The sequence below is a fragment of the Rhizobium sp. YTUHZ045 genome (assembly GCF_051124255.1).
GTDB lineage: Bacteria > Pseudomonadota > Alphaproteobacteria > Rhizobiales > Rhizobiaceae > Rhizobium.
Window position 1 is genome coordinate 260,315 of the sequence record NZ_CP101436.1, and the last position, 15,192, is coordinate 275,506.

Sequence of the window (15,192 nt, forward strand, 5' to 3'; positions counted from 1 at the left end):
ATTGTCTTTCCCACCATCTGATCTCCTGACACGGCACCTCTGACCGTTTCTAGATGACTCATCGCTCAACGAAAAGCGCTCCCCCCGACGGAACGGGATAACGGCAATAGTTCGGACCTAGTCAGCTGAAAACTGCACTTTCATCGTTGCCGGATCAGCGGATTTCTTGGTGATGAAAGGCAGCACTTCGCCGAGCGGCAGACGATGGGAAACCAGTGCAGCCATCGCGCCTTTGTCCCTTCGGAGGATGTCGAGGGCCTCAGGGATGTTGCGGTTTAGCGAATGGGAGCCGGAGAAATGGATCTGGCGTCGAAAAAGCTCGAAGGGCGAAATGGAAATGCGCTGGTCCGGTGCGCAGACCCCGAAGACAAGAACCGTACCGCCATCAGTGACGAAGTCGATCATGCCTTCGACGACCCGAGCGATGCCGGTCGCATCGGCGACGAAATCGAAGGCCCGGCGGAGGCCTGGAAGTGCCGCGGATCCTGAGACGGCCGTCTCCAGCCCCAGCTTTTCCGCAAGGGCAAGCCGCCCCTCATTGCTATCGGCGACCGTTACCGATGGAACGCCCTTGGCTTTCAGGGACAGCGCCAGCAGCAGCCCGATCGGCCCGGCGCCGAAGACCAATGCGTTTTCCGATCCCGCGGGACCGGCTTGGAGGCCGGCGCTGCCAAGGCCGTTTAAAACGCAGGCGAGCGGTTCGGCGAGCGCGGCGAGGTAGAAGTCGAGGTCGCCGATCTCATACAGATGGTCGGTCCTGACCAGGCTGTATTCGGCAAAACCGCCATTCTCCGTAACGCCATAGGCTTTCAGGTCGCGGCAGAGATTGGTCAGTCCCTTGCGGCAGGCCCGGCACTCTCCGCAGGGAAGATTGGGATCGACGACGACACGCGCCCCAACGACAAGACCGGAGACATCGCCCGCGACCGCCTCGACTACGCCGGCATATTCATGGCAGGGAACCAGAGGGAAGCGACCCTCGCCGTAACGGCCATGGAGGACGTCGATATCGGTATGGCAGAGGCCGGCCGCGCGCACGCGCACCAGCGCATGGCCGGGCCTCAGTTCCGGCAGCGGCAGCGCCGCGGTGACCGCGACGCCCTTTTCGGTATAACAAATGGATTCCATCTCGCTGGCTCCTGGATTGCCTGGCTGCGGGAGAGCGATCAACTCATCCAGTTGCCGCCGTCGACATTGTAGGTCTGGGCGAGAATATAATCGCTATCGGCAGAGGCGAGGAAGACGGCCAGACCCTTGATGTCGTCGGGTGTGGCGAAACGGCCGATCGGAACGGATTTGGCAACCGCGGCCTTCTTCTCGCCCGGCTTCAAGCCCTCCCACTTGGCGAAATGGGCATCGACGACATCCCAATGTTCACCGTCGACAACGCCCGGTGCGATCGCATTGACGTTGATGCCGTGTTTCACCAGTGCGAGCGCCGCAGACTGCGTCGCCGAGATGATGGCGGCCTTTGAAGCGCAATAGAGAAGCACCAAGGCTTCGCCGCGACGGCCGGCCTGGCTTGCCATGTTGACGATCTTACCGCCCCTGCCCCGCTTGATCATGACGTTCGAGACTGCCTTCATCATGAACAGCGGTCCCTTTAGGTTGATCGAGAAGACCCGGTCATAACTTTCCTCGGTGATGTCGTTGACCGGTGCCATGTCGAAGATGGCGGCATTGTTGATCAGAATGTCGATGCCGCCGAACTCGGCATCGATCGTATTGACGACGGCATCGATCGCAGCAAGATCTGTAACGTCAAGCTGCATTGCCTTGGCTGCGGGGCCGATCGCAGCGGCGGATCTCGTCGCCCGTTCGATGTCAATATCGGCGATGACGACTTTGGCTCCCTCCTTGACGAAGGCTTCGGCGAAGCCCAGTCCGATGCCGCGTGCCCCGCCGGTAATCAAGGCGATCTTGTCTTTCAGTCTCATGTCTGTCTCCATTCAGCCGGCGTAGAGCCGGAAGATCCACGCGGCGGCCGTCCTGTCTGTTATCGGCTCCGGCAGCCAGAAGGTTCCGGCAGCAGCGCTGCCGGAAACTCTCCGGGAGGAACTCGCGGCAGCGCCTGCGAGCACGAACTCACTTCGGGTAGCCTGCCTTTTTCATGTCGCGCTCGACCTGCTTCTGGGCGTTGTCGAGAGCGGCATCGACGGATTGCTGGCCGGACATTGCCGCACCGATCTGTTGACCGACGATGGTGCCGATGCCCTGGAATTCCGGAATGGCGACGAATTGCACGCCGGTATAAGGAACAGGATCCTTGGTCGGCTTTGCCGGGTCGGCCGAAAGGATTGCCTTCAACACGGTATCGGCAAAGGGGGCCGCCTTCTGATATTCGGCCAGGGCGTAAGTGGATTTGCGTGTACCGGGCGGCACGGCGACCCAGCCTTCCTTCTCACCCACCATCTTTACGTAGTCCTTGGAGGTCGCCCATTTCAGGAAGGATTTAGCCGCATCAAGTTTGGTCGAGGTGGCTGGAATCGCCAGGTTCCAGGACCATGACCAGCTTGAACCGTTGGCGGTGATGGCGACAGGAGCGCGGGTGAAGGCGATCTTGTCGGCGACCTTGCTCTGCTTCGGGTCATAAACGCGGCCGGCAGCCGAGGTCGCATCGATCCACATTGCGCAATGGCCGGTCGAAAACAGCGCCTGGTTTTCGTTAAAACCATTACCGATCGCGCCAGGAGGACCGTATTTGGTCATCAACTCGGCATAGTCCGTAATTGCCTTCTTCCAGGGCTCGGAATTGATCTGCGGTTTCCAATCCATGTCGAACCAGCGCCCGCCATAGGAGTTGATCATTGTGCCGAGGAACGCCATGTTCTCGCCCCAGCCAGGCTTGCCGCGCAGGCAGATGCCGTATTGTTCCTCGGACTTGTCGGTCAGCTTGGCCGCATATTCCTTGATCTGATCGTAGGTTGGCTCATCCGGCATCTTGATGCCCGCGGCGTCAAAGAGATCCTTGCGATAGAGCGTGAACGAACTTTCCGTATAGAAGGGCACGGCATAGAGCTTGCCGTCGACGGTCAGGCCTGTCTTGATCGGGGCGAGCAGGTCGTCATAGTCGTAGTCGTCGCCGAGGTCGCCAACGGGTGCGAGCCAGCCCTGCTTGCCCCAGATCGGCGCTTCGTAACCGCCGATCGTGATGATGTCGTACTGGCCGCTCTTCGTCGCAATATCGGTGGTGACCTTCTGGCGCAGGACATTTTCCTCCAGAACCACCCAGTTCACCTTGTTGCCGGTCTGCTTTTCCCACTCAGGCGACAATTTCTGCATGATGATCATATCGCCATTATTCACGGTGGCGATCGTCAGTTCCTCGGCGTCCGCCATTCCGGCGGCCAGCGCGAGGCATGCTATGGATGCAGAAAGGATGCAAATGATATTGCTCATGGTTTCCTCCTCCACGGATGTCACGCATAATATTACATGCGTAAACTTTGTATCCGCTTCTCCAGATCTGTTGTCAAGCGCGTTCCGCTCGCTTAATCTTCTGCTGGATAGAAGCAACAGACGTGCAAGTTCAGCGGCGTTGCGTCATTTTGCAATGCACTGGAAACAAAAAATAAGTTTCTGCGGTGCAACACAAATATTACCGTACGTAAATTAATTCTTGACGAACATGGAACGGCGCGATACGGCCGGATGGCGCGGAAGCGCAGGCATTGATCGGCCCGCTGAAGGAGATGCAGATGCCGTCACGTCCCAAGGCACTTGCGCCAGAGGCGCTCGGACCGACGATCACAATTGGCGAAATTCTGGTGGAGATCATGGCGGCCACGGTCGGAGCCGGCTTCCTCGAGCCGCAATCGCTAACCGGGCCCTATCCGAGTGGCGCGCCGGCCATTTTCATCGATCAGGTCGCGCGCATGGGTGGTGCCGGCGGCATCATCGCCAGCGTCGGCAAGGATGATTTCGGTCGGCTGAACATCGAACGTCTGCGACGGGACGGCGTCGACGTCTCCGCCGTCGCCGTTAAAGAGGACTGGCCGACCGGCAGCGCATTTGTCCGCTATCGATCCGACGGGGCCCGCGATTTCGTCTTCAATATCGGCAGGTCCGCTGCCGGTCAGATCGCTTTGACGCCTGCGGCCGAGGCGCTCGTCGAGCGCGCCGGCCATGTGCACGTTATGGGAACGGCTCTTTCCATTCCCGGCGCCCGCGAGGTGATCCTCTACGCTATCGAGACGGTGCGCGCCCGCGGCGGGTCAGTTTCCCTGGATCCCAATCTCCGTAAGGAGTTGCTGACGGATCATGGCGTCCTGGAAAGTTTCGACAAGGTGCTGGCCGCGGCTGATCTGTTGCTGCCCTCAGGCGACGAGCTTTTCACAGCCGCTGGAGTGAGCGACGAGGCCGCGGCCGTCGCAAGGTTGCTGGAAAGCGGTATCGGTGAAATCGTCCTGAAGCGGGGCGAACAGGGCGCGTCCTTCTTCGGCCGCGATCTCGCGCGCGTCGATTGCGCCGCTTTTGCGGTCGACGAGATCGATCCGACCGGCGCCGGGGATTGCTTCGGCGCAGCCTACCTCACCTGTCGCCGTAAGGGCATGACCCCGGAGGCAGCCCTCCTCCATGCCAATGCAGCCGGCGCCCGCAATGTGACCCGTCTCGGCCCGATGGAAGGCGTTTCCACCCTTGCCGAACTGACGGCCTTCATCACTGAGACCCCGAGGAGATAGACGATGGATCGGATTTTGACCCGTCTTGCAACTGCGCGGCGCGAAGGCACCCCCTTCGGCATTACCTCCGTCTGCTCCGCGCATCCCCTCGTCCTCAGGGCCGCCATCCGGCGGGCGGTGCGCCACGGCGGGCCGGTGCTGATCGAGGCGACCTGCAATCAAGTCAACCATCTCGGCGGCTATACCGGGATGACACCGGAAGACTTTATCCGCTCTGCCGAGCGCGTTGCTACCGAGGAAGGGCTCGACCGTTCACAGATGATCTTCGGCGGTGATCATCTCGGTCCCAATCCATGGCGCAGGGAAAGGCCGGAAGCAGCGTTCGAGAAGGCTGAGGCCATGGTCGAGGCTTATGTCAAAGCGGGGTTCGGCAAGATCCATCTTGACACTTCGATGGGCTGCGCCGGCGAGCCCACCGCACTCGACGACCGGACGATCGCCGAGCGCGCCGCAAGACTGGCGCAGGTCAGCGAAAGGACCGCGAAGGCGGTCGGCGGGCCGCTGCCGCTCTATATTCTCGGCACGGAGGTTCCGGTGCCGGGCGGCGCCGATCATGCTCTCGAAGAACTCCGGCCCACCGCGCCGGAGGCCGCCCGCTCGACGATCGCCATTCATCGCGAGATCTTTTCGCGGGCAGGATTGGAAGACGCCTTTTCTCGCGTCATCGCCTTCGTCGTCCAGCCGGGCGTCGAATTCGGCAGTGAAAACGTCATCGGCTACAGGCCAGAGCTTGCGACTGAATTGACCGCACTTCTCGACGAGGAACCGCAATTCGTCTTCGAGGCTCATTCTACGGATTATCAGACGCGCGATGCGCTGACGCGGCTGGTCCAAGACGGCTTCCCGATCCTGAAGGTCGGCCCCGGCCTGACCTTTGCTTTGCGTGAGGCCGCCTATGCGCTCGATATGATCGCCTCGGAGATGGTAGCCGGTTACGGCAACAGGCCGCTTGCGGCCGCGATGGAGGCACTGATGCTGGCAGCACCCGGCGACTGGCAGGTCCATTATCACGGCGACGAGACGGCTTTGCGTCTGCAACGGCACTACAGCTACAGCGATCGTATCCGCTATTACTGGAACAGACCCGAGGCCGAAAAGGCGTTCGAGAGACTGCTCGGCGCACTGCGCGGAAAGACGATCCCGGAGACGCTGCGGCACCAGTATCTGCCGCAGCTTTCGGCGGCCGAAGCCGGGGATCCCGAGACTATTTTGATTACCGCGGTCGACCGTGTGCTGGCTGATTACCAGAGGGCCTGCGGCACGGCGCCCTGAACTTTTCCGAGCAAAAAGAGGACGCCTGGCTGCCGGGCGGAGAACCCGCCCGCCCCTCTCCAACGCTTACCGCGTCGTATAGCCGCCATCGATAACAAGCACCTCGCCGGTGATATAACTTGCCGCCGCCGAGCACAGAAAGAGGGCCGCACCCGCCACCTCTTCCGGCTGCCCGACGCGGCCCATCGGCGTCATGCTGCGCCAGGTCGGGAACCAGTCGGGATTGGCGATGCCGCCGCGCGACATGTCGGTCTCGATATAGCCGGGCGCAATGGCATTGACGCGGATGTTCTCGGCGGCGACCTCGCTTGCCAAGCTCTTCGTCATCATGTGGACCGCCGCCTTTGAGGCGTTATAAGCGACCTGGTTCTGCGGAATGTTGGATACGATGCCGGAGATCGAGCCGATATTGAGGATAACGCCGCCGCCCTGGTGCCGCATCGGTGCAAGTGCTGCGCGGCAGGCGCGGAAGACGGCATCGACATTGACAGTCATGATCTCGCGCCAGATGGCATCGGAGAATTCCCCGCTGTCGCCATGAATGGCGATACCGGCATTGTTGACGAGGATATCAAGCCGGCCCGCCCGGGAGAGGGTCTCAGTGACGAGCGCATCGGCGGCATTATCTTTGATCATGTCGGCGGCGACGAAATCGCAATCGACGCCGGCCCTGGCCAGCCGCTCGTCCGCCGCCGCGTTGCGGTTTCTTCCGCTCATGAAGATCTTGGCGCCCGCCTCCCCCAGTGCTTCGGCGATCGCCAGGCCGATGCCGCGCGTGCCGCCCGTCACCAGCGCCACCTGTCCGTCAAGGCGAAATCTGTCGAAGATCATGGCCGTTTCCTTTCTCTGGCTACTAGGGGGCCGGCGCACCGCTCAGATGTCGGTGCTCTGCGGTAGAATGACGAGGTCACGGATGGTGACGTTGCGTGGGCGCGTGAGCATGAAGAGCACCGCTTCGGCCACTTCTTTGGGCTCCATCAAGCCACCGGCGGCGAGTGCCTCGTCGAGCTTCTCCTGCGGCCAATCGCTGAGAAGGGCGGTCACGACAGGGCCGGGTGCTACGGCGCCGACCCGCAAGCCGTGCTTGGCGACCTGTCGCCTGAGGGTATGGACGAAGGCCTGGACCGCATGTTTGGAAGCCGTATAGATCGGCTCCCAGACCACCGGGATCATCCCGGCGACCGAACTCGTCAGAATGACATCGCCGGTCTTGCGTTCGACCATATGCGGCAGGACGGCGTGCACCGAACGGAAGGCAGCGTTGATGTTCAGGTTGAGCATGCGATCCCAGGCGTCGGGGTCGCCGTCAAGCACTTCGCCGCCGATGTAGGAGCCGGCATTGGCGTGGAAAATGTCCAGCTGGCCCGCCTTCTGCAGAATAGCAGGCATCATTTGCCCCACGCTTTTGGGATCTAGAAGATCGACGACCAGGGGAATAGCCTGTTCGCCGAGCTTCAAGCAGACATCTCTCAATGCTTCTTCGTTGCGGTCGATCAGCGCGACCCGCGCGCCTGATGCAAGCATGGTCCTGGCGCACTCCAGGCCAATACCCGACGCGGCCCCGGTAACAGCCGCGACTTTTCCAGACAGATCCTGTCCCATTTTCTTCCTCTGCTTTCCTGTTGATTAGGCCCGGCCGTGCGAAATGCGCGATCGGCGTGCCAGCGAGTCGACGATGACGGCTACGGCAAGAACGGCCCCCGTGATCATGTAACGAAGCGATGACGACAGATCGAGGAGCGTCAGACCGCTCGCGATCGACTGAATGACGATGATGCCGAGAAGGGCCGAATAGGCACTGCCGCGTCCGCCGAACAGGCTGGTGCCGCCGATGACCGCCGCGGCGATGGCGTTGAGATTGACGTCGCCCGTGCCGGCCTGCTGACTGGCCGTCGCCAGTCGCGCCGCCGAAAGCACGCCGCCGGTCGCGGCCAGCAGGGCGCACATGACGAAGGCGCTCGCATAAATGCGCGATACATTGATGCCTGACCGGCGGGCAGCCTCCCTGTTGCCGCCGACGGCATGCATGGAGCGCCCCCACTTCGTGCGCGTAAGCGCATAGTTCATCGCTGCGACGAGGCCGACGAAAAGGCCGAACATCCAGGGAATTCCGCGCGACTGGTTGAGATAGAAGGCTACCGCTTCCAGGGCAACAGTGATCACGACGGCGCGCAGAAGCAGTCCGCTGACGGATTTCGACGACAGCCCGGCGGCCCGCCGCCGCGCCGCGGTGCGGTAGCTGGAGAAAAAATACGCAATGCCGGCAAGCGCAATGAGCGTATAGGAGACCGGATCCGGCATGACCATTATCTGCCCGAAATTCACGAGCCACGAGCCATAGGTCAGATTGATCGAGCCGGTCGCTCCGAGAATATAGAGCTGCAGCCCGAGAACGGCGAGCAGTCCCGACAGGGTAGAGACGAAGCTCGGCATGCCGAAGCGGTTGAAGAGGAAGGCGTAAAGTGATCCGATCAAGGCGCCGACCGCCATGGCGGCAAGAATGGCCAGTACCACCGGCCAGCCCTGGTTGATCCAGAAGACGCCGACGAGCGCCGAGGCGAAGCCGCTGACTGAACCGACGGACAGATCGATTTCGCCGACCATCAGGATGCAGACGATGCCGAGCGAGATGACGCCGACCGTCGAGCAATCGAACAGCATGTTGACGAGATTGGCACTGGAGAGAAACACCGGATTGAGCGCCTGGAACACCGTCCAGATGATCACCAAGCCGATGATGACAGGCAGCGAGCCGAGGTCACCGGAGCGGATACGATCCCAGAAGGCGCGGACCCACCCGGCAAGGCTATCGTCATGGCGTACTCTTTCGTCACGCCGATCGAGGAGAACAGGTGCTGCCGGTTCGTTCTCAATGGTCTTCATCATGGTCTGCCCTCCTCGTTCTCTCGGCTTTGCGCCTTGCGACGCATGGCGCGGCGGGAGACGGAGTTGTTGGATGCGCCGGTAATCGCGCTGACGAGCTCTTCGTTGGATGCGTCGGGCATGAAGGTGCCGTTGTTGCGGCCGAGCCGAAGGACGACGATACGGTCGGCGACGGCCCGCACATCCTCCATGTTATGGCTGATCATGATAACGCCAAGGCCGCGATCGCGCACGCGCTCGATCAGGTCGAGCACCTCGGCCGTCTGGGCAACGCCGAGTGCTGCCGTGGGTTCGTCGAGCATGATCAGTTTCGGTTCGAGCAACAGCGACCGGGCGATTGCCACGGTCTGGCGCTGGCCCCCGGAAAGCGAGGCGACGGGCTCGCGCACGCTTGGGATTCGCGCCGAAAGTTCGTTCAGCAGCTTCCAGGCGCGGATCTCCATCGCGACCTCGTCGAGTTGGAAAGGATTGATCTCCTTTCCGAGAAAGATATTGGCGACGACGTCGAGATTTTCGCAAAGCGCCAGATCCTGGAACACGGTCGCAATGCCCAGATTGAGCGCAGCGCTGGGGCTCGATAAATCTGCCTGTTGGCCCTCGAACAGGATGGTGCCCGAGGTCGGCTGGTGGACGCCGGCCAGAATCTTGACCAGTGTCGATTTGCCGGCGCCATTGTCGCCCACCAGCGCCACGACCTCGCCGGCATGCACGTCGAGTTCGATGTCGGTCAGCGCCGATACCGCTCCGAAATTCTTCGAAACTCCGCGCAGGCTGAGGACGGGCTGGCGCGAGTCGAAAGTGTATGAGGTGTCAGACATCGCCTGGCCTTTCCGAAAAGCGAAGTGGAAGCGCGACCGATGGCGGCCGCGCTTCCCTGGCGGATTACTTGATAATGCCGAGCTTCTTGCAGCCGTCGGCGTAACGGCCGGTGCAGAGCTCCTCGGCGGTGTTGATCTTCTTGTCGATGATCTCGGCCTTCAAATTCTCGGCAGTGACGACGGCCGGCACGAAAAGCTGGGCCGGCGTATCATAGAGCGTCATCTCGGCCTTGATTGTCTCGCCTGCCAAGAGCTTCACGGCGACATCGGCAGCGGCGGCGGCGACGATTTCGCTCGGCTTGGAGATCGTGTTGTACTGATCCCCTGATATGATGAGCTGCAGCGCCGCGATCGTCGCGTCGTTGCCGGTCACCGGCGGCACGGGATCGACGCCGGCGGCTTTGAAGGCAGCGATGGCGCCGCCGCCGGTGCCGTCATTAGCAGCGACGACGCCGACGATCTGCTTGCCGAAGCGGGTGATCTGTCCGGCGGCCCATTGCTGCGCATTCGCCGGCTGCCAGTTCGGCGTATCGAATTCGGCAAGCGTCTTGTACCCACCGCTCGCCAGACCCTCGTGAATGCCGTCCTTGATCAGGCCGGCAGCAGCATCGGTCGGCGAACCGTTGATCTGCAGAATACCGCCGCTGTCCGTTGGCACGTTCTTCGCCTTCAGATGCTTGACGAGCGATTCCGCAATCGCCTTGCCGATCGCCTTGTTGTCGAAGGAGACATAGAAATCGGCCTTGCCGGTCGGAATCGGGCGGTCATAGGCAATGACCTTGACGCCCTGGCTTTGGGCGAGCTGGACAAGAGATGCGGCCGCCGCCGAATCCACCGGATCCAGCACGATAACCTTGGCACCCTGGGTGATGGCCGAATTGAATTGTTGCTGCTGTTTGGCAATATCGGCATCGGCATTCTGATAGATGACCTTGCACGACGCGCAAAGCTTCTTCATTTCGGCGACGAAGCCCGGATGGTCGTGCTCTTCATAACGGGTCGAGCCTTGGTCGGGCATGAGGAACGCGACGGTCGCATCCGCAACCGCGCTTTGTGCAATGGCGGAAGTCCCGCCGAGTAAGGACAACATAAGTGCCGCGGCGCCTGCCGCTTTTGTTGAAAATTTCGTCATTTCCATCTCCTCCCATTGGAAAAAATCGTGTAGTCGGTGATTGCAGTTTCTGCTGTGCCGTTCGGCTGAACGAGCGGCGTGCCTGCCCCGGCGGTTTGCTGTTTCTGAGGACAAGCGTCTCCTCTCGCGAGCCGCTCCTCGCGCGCTCACGTTTAAGCCTGCGTCAGTTTTCGTTCCTCCTCCTTTTCCTCCTATTGCCTTCTTCGGCCGACCTTATGCCGCCTTCGCCACGTTGATATTGTCACCCAACAATCGCCGGAAGCGGGACGGCGTCATGCCTTTTTCCGCGAGAAACTGGCGGTTGAAGTTGGACAGATTGTTGAAGCCGACCTCGAAGCAGATGTCTGTGATCGACGCATGGTCGTCGCTCATCAGGATCTGGCAGGCGAGATTGATGCGTAGGCGTTTCACATATTGCACGAGCGACATGCCCGTATGCCGGCGGAAGGCGCGTGAGAAGGCGCCTGTGGACTGTCCGGCGATCGCAGCGAGATCGGTTTCGTCGAAGGATTTCGTCAGATTTTCTCTGATATAAGCGAGCGCCTTGTTGATGCCGGCCGACATATAGCCCGAGGGATCGGGCAGATAGCTGGGGCTTGCGAGAAGCTGGGCATCCTGCGCCCGGCTGAGCAGCCCGACGATCATCATGAAAAGCTCGATACGGCGTACGCCCTGAGCCTGCTGCACCTCGTTCACCAGAGGCGCCACCTGCCGGCTGGTCTCAGTGCCGAAGAGCACGCCCCGGCGGGACGCTTCGAGGACCGGCTCGAAGGGACCGAGCTCGGGCAGCACCTTCATCGTGTCGCTGATAAAATTCTCGCTGAACTGGATGAGCTGGCATCGAAGCGGAATGCTCGATCCCTTCGGGACGTCGCTGATCCAGTTGTGAGGAAGATTGGGGCCAGCCAGCACCAGATTGCCCGGTTCGAACTCGCCGATGAAATCGCCGACGAAATAGCGTCCTGTTGTCGCCACGACGAGATGCAGTTCATATTCCGGATGAAAATGCCAGCGAACGGTGTGATAGGGATAGCCATGCGCCTTCGCTGCGAAGGATTCGCCCGGTCTGATCTGAACGACTTCCAAGTCAGGTTCCATCGTTTCCTCCTCCCGGGCGGTTCTACGTCCGCCTGCCAAATTCCCTTTTGGCTTTATTATTAAGACGAGTGTAGTGGGCTCGCTTCGTGCCCGCCACCACGATTCCAGGCCAAAACCGATACTTTTTTGATGATTAACGCTACGCAGGCGGCGCAAAGACGACGGCAATCTGCCTTTGGGGTCGTCCGAGACTGATCTCAGGCGGCCAGGGCGGCAATCACATTTCTGACCAGCGCAGCCGAAGACAGCCGGCTCGTGGCGCAGCTCGGGGCGCCGATGGCCCCGACGCGAATGGAAACCCCGCCGCGCGCATTGGCGATCGCAAACATCGACTCGTCCGTCAAATCATCGCCGATGGTGATGGGAACGCGGTTCTTGAAGGGATCGGACTGGAAAAAGCGTTCCAGCGCGTCGCCCTTGCTCGACCGTGCCGGTCGCAGCTCGAACACCCTTTTACCGAGCTGCAACGCCCAGTTCGGCCCGGCCAGCTCGGCATAGTGATGCATGCGCTCCTCGAGCACTTTTTCATATTCGGGCGCCAGTCGGTAGTGCGCGGCGACGGCGGCGCCTTTATCCTCTATCAGAACTCCTGGATAATGTTCGGCTTCGGCGGTCAATGCATGTTTCAGCGCCTGGAACTCGGGCGTCGGCTCGACGGTATGCATTCCGGCGGCGCTCCTGATCTCGGCGCCGTGCAGACCTGCCGTTGGAAATGCAAAGGGTTTGAACAGCTCGTCTGCATAGGCAAGCGAGCGCCCAGTGACCAGTGCCAAGGCGCCGCCGAGCTTGTTCGAAAGGCGATGAAGGTGTCCGGGCAAGTCCTCTGGGACCTCAATCGCGTCCGGCGTAGGCGCAAGATTGAGCAGCGTTCCGTCAATGTCGAGAAACATCGCCCAGTGCTCCGGTTCCCCCAGCACCAATGAAAGCATTTCCTGCGTAGTGGTGTCGTCCTGCACGGCATTCTCCAAACTCTGCAATCATTGAAGCTAGGTCGCCCGCCGGCAAGGACAAGATGACGTAGCCGGCACGGGAACATCCAAAGGCGGGTCAGCGTTTAATCTCGCCCCCGTTCGAGCACTCGTGCCGTAAAGGTAAATTGATGGCCAAAAGCAGTTCCAAGAATAGCGAGGAGATCACCGCGCCGTTGGCGCATGGCGCGACTGTTTTGCCGCTGGTGACGATCGACGACTACAACAATGAACTGCGTGACAAGAACGGCTTCGTTGGCGACAACGCCAACAAGAAGACCTTTCAGCAGAAGCTCGACGATTGGAGAAAACACGTCCGCAAATTCGGAGATGACCCGATCGGCAAGGTTGCGACAGCAAAGCTTTCCAAGAAAAAGATCGAGTCTCTGCTGAAAGGGGACGATATGGAGGCCGCCGCACTGGTCCTGGGGGCGGTGGAGGACTTCGCGAAGGACTTTGCCGAGGTCATCGGCAAGTTCCTCAAGGACGAGCGCTGGTTCAAGACGGAGCGCATCGTCGTCGGCGGCGGCTTCAGGCAAAGCCGCTTCGGGGAGCTGGCAATCGCCAGGACCATGGTTCTTCTCAAGGCGGCGGGCATCAATATCGAGGTCACCCCAATCGTCCACCATCCCGACGAGGCGGGACTGATCGGCTCCGTCCACCTCATGCCGCCCTGGATGTTCAAGGGTTACAAAGCGATGCTCGCCGTGGATATCGGCGGCACGAATGTCCGTGCCGGCGTCGTTGAGTTCGGAAAGGAGAAAAGCCCCCATTTTGCAGATGCGGGCGTCTGGGAATCGACCATCTGGCGCCACGCCGACGACGAACCGAGCCGCAGTGCGACGGTGGAAAGAATGGCGGCGATGCTGCAGGAATTGATCGACAAGGCAGAAAAGGCCAATCTGAAGCCGGCTCCGATCATCGGCATCGGCTGTCCCGGCATCATCAAGGCAGACGGCTCGATCGAACGCGGCGGACAGAACCTGCCAGGCGGCAATTGGGAAAGCGACAACTTCAACCTTCCCGCAGCACTGATGAAGGCCATTCCCTCGATCGCCGATCACAGCACCTTCGTGATGATGCACAATGACGCCGTCGTGCAGGGCTTGTCGCAGATCCCTTTCGTGGAGGACGTGTCGAGATGGGCGGTGCTGACCATCGGCACGGGATTGGGCAATGCGCATTTTACCAATCGCGAGGGATTGAAAGCGCGATAACCCTGCCACGACGGGGAAGCTTTCGGCAAAGCAATGATCATGTCACCCCCCGCACAAGCATCGGCCGACGCCGCGTCGCCTTATGGTAAATAACAGGTAAACAACGAAGAATTTGGTAGACGGAAGCAAAGGCGCGCATAAGTTCCGCTAGGAAGAGTGCCGGTTTCAGCAGAGACAGGTCACGTGCGGGCTTGAACCCGATGATAGCCGTACCGATGTGATTCGCATAGCGCAGGGCAAACCTCACATTCATTGCGCTTAATGTCCGTCACGCCAGCTGTTCCTATCTGCAGCTGACTGCGAACTCGGTTGATTGGTTCATCGCGCCGACATTCGGCTGGCTCGCTCGTAGTAGATGTCGTGCAGGCATCACACTGCCGCGCCCAGCAGCGGCGGTCAACTCAATCGCGGACGCAAGTCGCGACTCTTGGCAATGCGTATGGCCCGAATAGAACCCGGTTCGGCGCGTCTGTCGAGCATGCCGCGCATCGTCGTTGTCGCAGGCGTATCTCGGGAGTAATGCCTGGTTTAGCCCCCTGCCCTTTTCTGCCACAACTGCAAAAGATGGTGATAACATCGGCGGGCGGTTCTCCGCGCGTTCAAATTGCGCTTATCTCCACGTCACGCAAGCTCATATGCAGACGAAAGATATAAGATGAACTTCAAGGGAATAAGCGCACCGATCAATGCAGGCCGTCTCGAACAAATGCTCGGCCTTGCCCCGTCACGCCGCGATCCGGAATCCCAAGATGCAAATGGCAAGGCTTCCCACGTCGAGCCCGTCCGCGGGTTGGAGGTCGAGAGCCTTTGCCGTCCGTCTGCCTATAAATAAGAACGCCATCTGCCTGATCCGGTCTGTACCAAGCGGCGGCGGTTACTCTACGTGAGTCGGCGAAGGCCTCGACGTCGGTCGAGACGTCCTAGCGATAGGGTCGGTGTCTTCGGCCGATGCGGTGTCGCCACCATTGTCAGCTGACAATCGCGCTAAGATTCCGGAATTCCACGCAATTTTTTCGAGGAATTCGGTTTGTTATATATTGGCTAACCAAAAAATCGCTTGACGGAATCGCCAGACTCACGATCATTTGCGCAAAATTGCCCGATTTATCAGGATTTGCGTGA

13 protein-coding genes are annotated in these 15,192 nt (G+C 60.5%); 3 read left to right on the top strand and 10 right to left on the bottom strand.

All coding sequences use genetic code 11. The features are described 5' to 3' along the window. Positions 1-117: 117 nt before the first annotated feature. The 3 genes from NMA58_RS32660 to NMA58_RS32670 all read right to left on the bottom strand — a co-directional run bounded on the left by NMA58_RS32660 (position 118) and on the right by NMA58_RS32670 (position 3,399). Positions 118-1,128 carry a zinc-dependent alcohol dehydrogenase family protein gene (locus tag NMA58_RS32660; RefSeq protein ID WP_434715129.1) on the bottom strand — a complete coding sequence of 337 codons (1,011 nt, stop codon included), beginning with the start codon at positions 1,126-1,128 and terminating at the stop codon, positions 118-120. Between the two features lie 38 nt (positions 1,129-1,166). Then, entirely contained in the window at positions 1,167-1,937 is a 771-nt protein-coding gene (locus tag NMA58_RS32665; protein WP_434715130.1) for an L-iditol 2-dehydrogenase, read from the bottom strand. 148 nt (positions 1,938-2,085) lie between these two features. Next, positions 2,086-3,399, bottom strand: a complete 1,314-nt coding sequence (locus tag NMA58_RS32670) for an ABC transporter substrate-binding protein (protein WP_434715131.1) — start codon at positions 3,397-3,399, stop codon at positions 2,086-2,088. Positions 3,400-3,698: 299 nt separating this feature from the next. On the opposite strand from NMA58_RS32670, the gene NMA58_RS32675 reads away from it, so the two are divergent. Both NMA58_RS32675 and NMA58_RS32680 read left to right on the top strand, forming a co-directional pair. Beyond that, positions 3,699-4,682 (top strand): tagatose kinase, encoded by a 984-nt coding sequence (locus tag NMA58_RS32675; RefSeq protein WP_434715132.1) that lies wholly within the window; start codon positions 3,699-3,701, stop codon positions 4,680-4,682. Between the two features lie 3 nt (positions 4,683-4,685). Beyond that, on the top strand, positions 4,686-5,954 hold the full coding sequence (locus NMA58_RS32680; RefSeq protein ID WP_434715133.1) for a D-tagatose-bisphosphate aldolase, class II, non-catalytic subunit: 1,269 nt from the start codon (positions 4,686-4,688) through the stop codon (positions 5,952-5,954). A gap of 66 nt (positions 5,955-6,020) precedes the next feature. On the opposite strand, the gene NMA58_RS32685 is transcribed toward NMA58_RS32680, so the two are convergent. From NMA58_RS32685 to otsB, 7 genes are all read right to left on the bottom strand, one after another. Continuing rightward, positions 6,021-6,785: an SDR family NAD(P)-dependent oxidoreductase gene (locus NMA58_RS32685; RefSeq protein ID WP_434715134.1), complete on the bottom strand. Its 765-nt coding sequence runs from the start codon at positions 6,783-6,785 to the stop codon at positions 6,021-6,023. 42 nt (positions 6,786-6,827) lie between these two features. Next, positions 6,828-7,556, bottom strand: a complete 729-nt coding sequence (locus NMA58_RS32690) for an SDR family oxidoreductase (protein WP_097599066.1) — start codon at positions 7,554-7,556, stop codon at positions 6,828-6,830. Between the two features lie 24 nt (positions 7,557-7,580). Next, on the bottom strand, positions 7,581-8,840 hold the full coding sequence (locus tag NMA58_RS32695) for a sugar ABC transporter permease (protein WP_430960074.1): 1,260 nt from the start codon (positions 8,838-8,840) through the stop codon (positions 7,581-7,583). Then, entirely contained in the window at positions 8,837-9,655 is an 819-nt protein-coding gene (locus NMA58_RS32700; protein ID WP_434715135.1) for an ATP-binding cassette domain-containing protein, read from the bottom strand. The genes NMA58_RS32695 and NMA58_RS32700 overlap by 4 nt, the downstream gene beginning before the upstream one ends. Positions 9,656-9,719: 64 nt before the next feature. Continuing rightward, positions 9,720-10,793: an ABC transporter substrate-binding protein gene (locus NMA58_RS32705; RefSeq protein WP_434715136.1), complete on the bottom strand. Its 1,074-nt coding sequence runs from the start codon at positions 10,791-10,793 to the stop codon at positions 9,720-9,722. Positions 10,794-11,000: 207 nt separating this feature from the next. Then, the gene (locus NMA58_RS32710; protein WP_434715137.1) at positions 11,001-11,885 is read right to left on the bottom strand and encodes a helix-turn-helix domain-containing protein; all 885 of its coding nucleotides are present in this window, start codon (positions 11,883-11,885) and stop codon (positions 11,001-11,003) included. 197 nt (positions 11,886-12,082) lie between these two features. Then, complete coding sequence (otsB, locus tag NMA58_RS32715; RefSeq protein ID WP_176536285.1) at positions 12,083-12,862, bottom strand: trehalose-phosphatase; 780 nt, start codon at positions 12,860-12,862, stop codon at positions 12,083-12,085. Between the two features lie 122 nt (positions 12,863-12,984). Between otsB and NMA58_RS32720 the strand changes: the two genes are divergently transcribed. Then, the gene (locus tag NMA58_RS32720) at positions 12,985-14,070 is read left to right on the top strand and encodes an ROK family protein (RefSeq protein ID WP_434715138.1); all 1,086 of its coding nucleotides are present in this window, start codon (positions 12,985-12,987) and stop codon (positions 14,068-14,070) included. Positions 14,071-15,192 lie beyond the last annotated feature (1,122 nt).

Excerpts from the sequence above, each read along its gene's own strand:
- NMA58_RS32680 (WP_434715133.1), top strand. The coding sequence starts at position 4,686 with ATGGATCGGATTTTGACCCGTCTTGCAACTGCGCGGCGCGAAGGCACC.
- NMA58_RS32690 (WP_097599066.1), bottom strand. The coding sequence starts at position 7,556 with ATGGGACAGGATCTGTCTGGAAAAGTCGCGGCTGTTACCGGGGCCGCG.
- NMA58_RS32685 (WP_434715134.1), bottom strand. The coding sequence starts at position 6,785 with ATGATCTTCGACAGATTTCGCCTTGACGGACAGGTGGCGCTGGTGACG.
- NMA58_RS32710 (WP_434715137.1), bottom strand. The coding sequence starts at position 11,885 with ATGGAACCTGACTTGGAAGTCGTTCAGATCAGACCGGGCGAATCCTTC.
- NMA58_RS32700 (WP_434715135.1), bottom strand. The coding sequence starts at position 9,655 with ATGTCTGACACCTCATACACTTTCGACTCGCGCCAGCCCGTCCTCAGC.
- NMA58_RS32660 (WP_434715129.1), bottom strand. The coding sequence starts at position 1,128 with ATGGAATCCATTTGTTATACCGAAAAGGGCGTCGCGGTCACCGCGGCG.
- NMA58_RS32720 (WP_434715138.1), top strand. The coding sequence starts at position 12,985 with ATGGCCAAAAGCAGTTCCAAGAATAGCGAGGAGATCACCGCGCCGTTG.
- NMA58_RS32670 (WP_434715131.1), bottom strand. The coding sequence starts at position 3,399 with ATGAGCAATATCATTTGCATCCTTTCTGCATCCATAGCATGCCTCGCG.
- NMA58_RS32695 (WP_430960074.1), bottom strand. The coding sequence starts at position 8,840 with ATGATGAAGACCATTGAGAACGAACCGGCAGCACCTGTTCTCCTCGAT.
- NMA58_RS32675 (WP_434715132.1), top strand. The coding sequence starts at position 3,699 with ATGCCGTCACGTCCCAAGGCACTTGCGCCAGAGGCGCTCGGACCGACG.
- NMA58_RS32705 (WP_434715136.1), bottom strand. The coding sequence starts at position 10,793 with ATGGAAATGACGAAATTTTCAACAAAAGCGGCAGGCGCCGCGGCACTT.
- NMA58_RS32665 (WP_434715130.1), bottom strand. The coding sequence starts at position 1,937 with ATGAGACTGAAAGACAAGATCGCCTTGATTACCGGCGGGGCACGCGGC.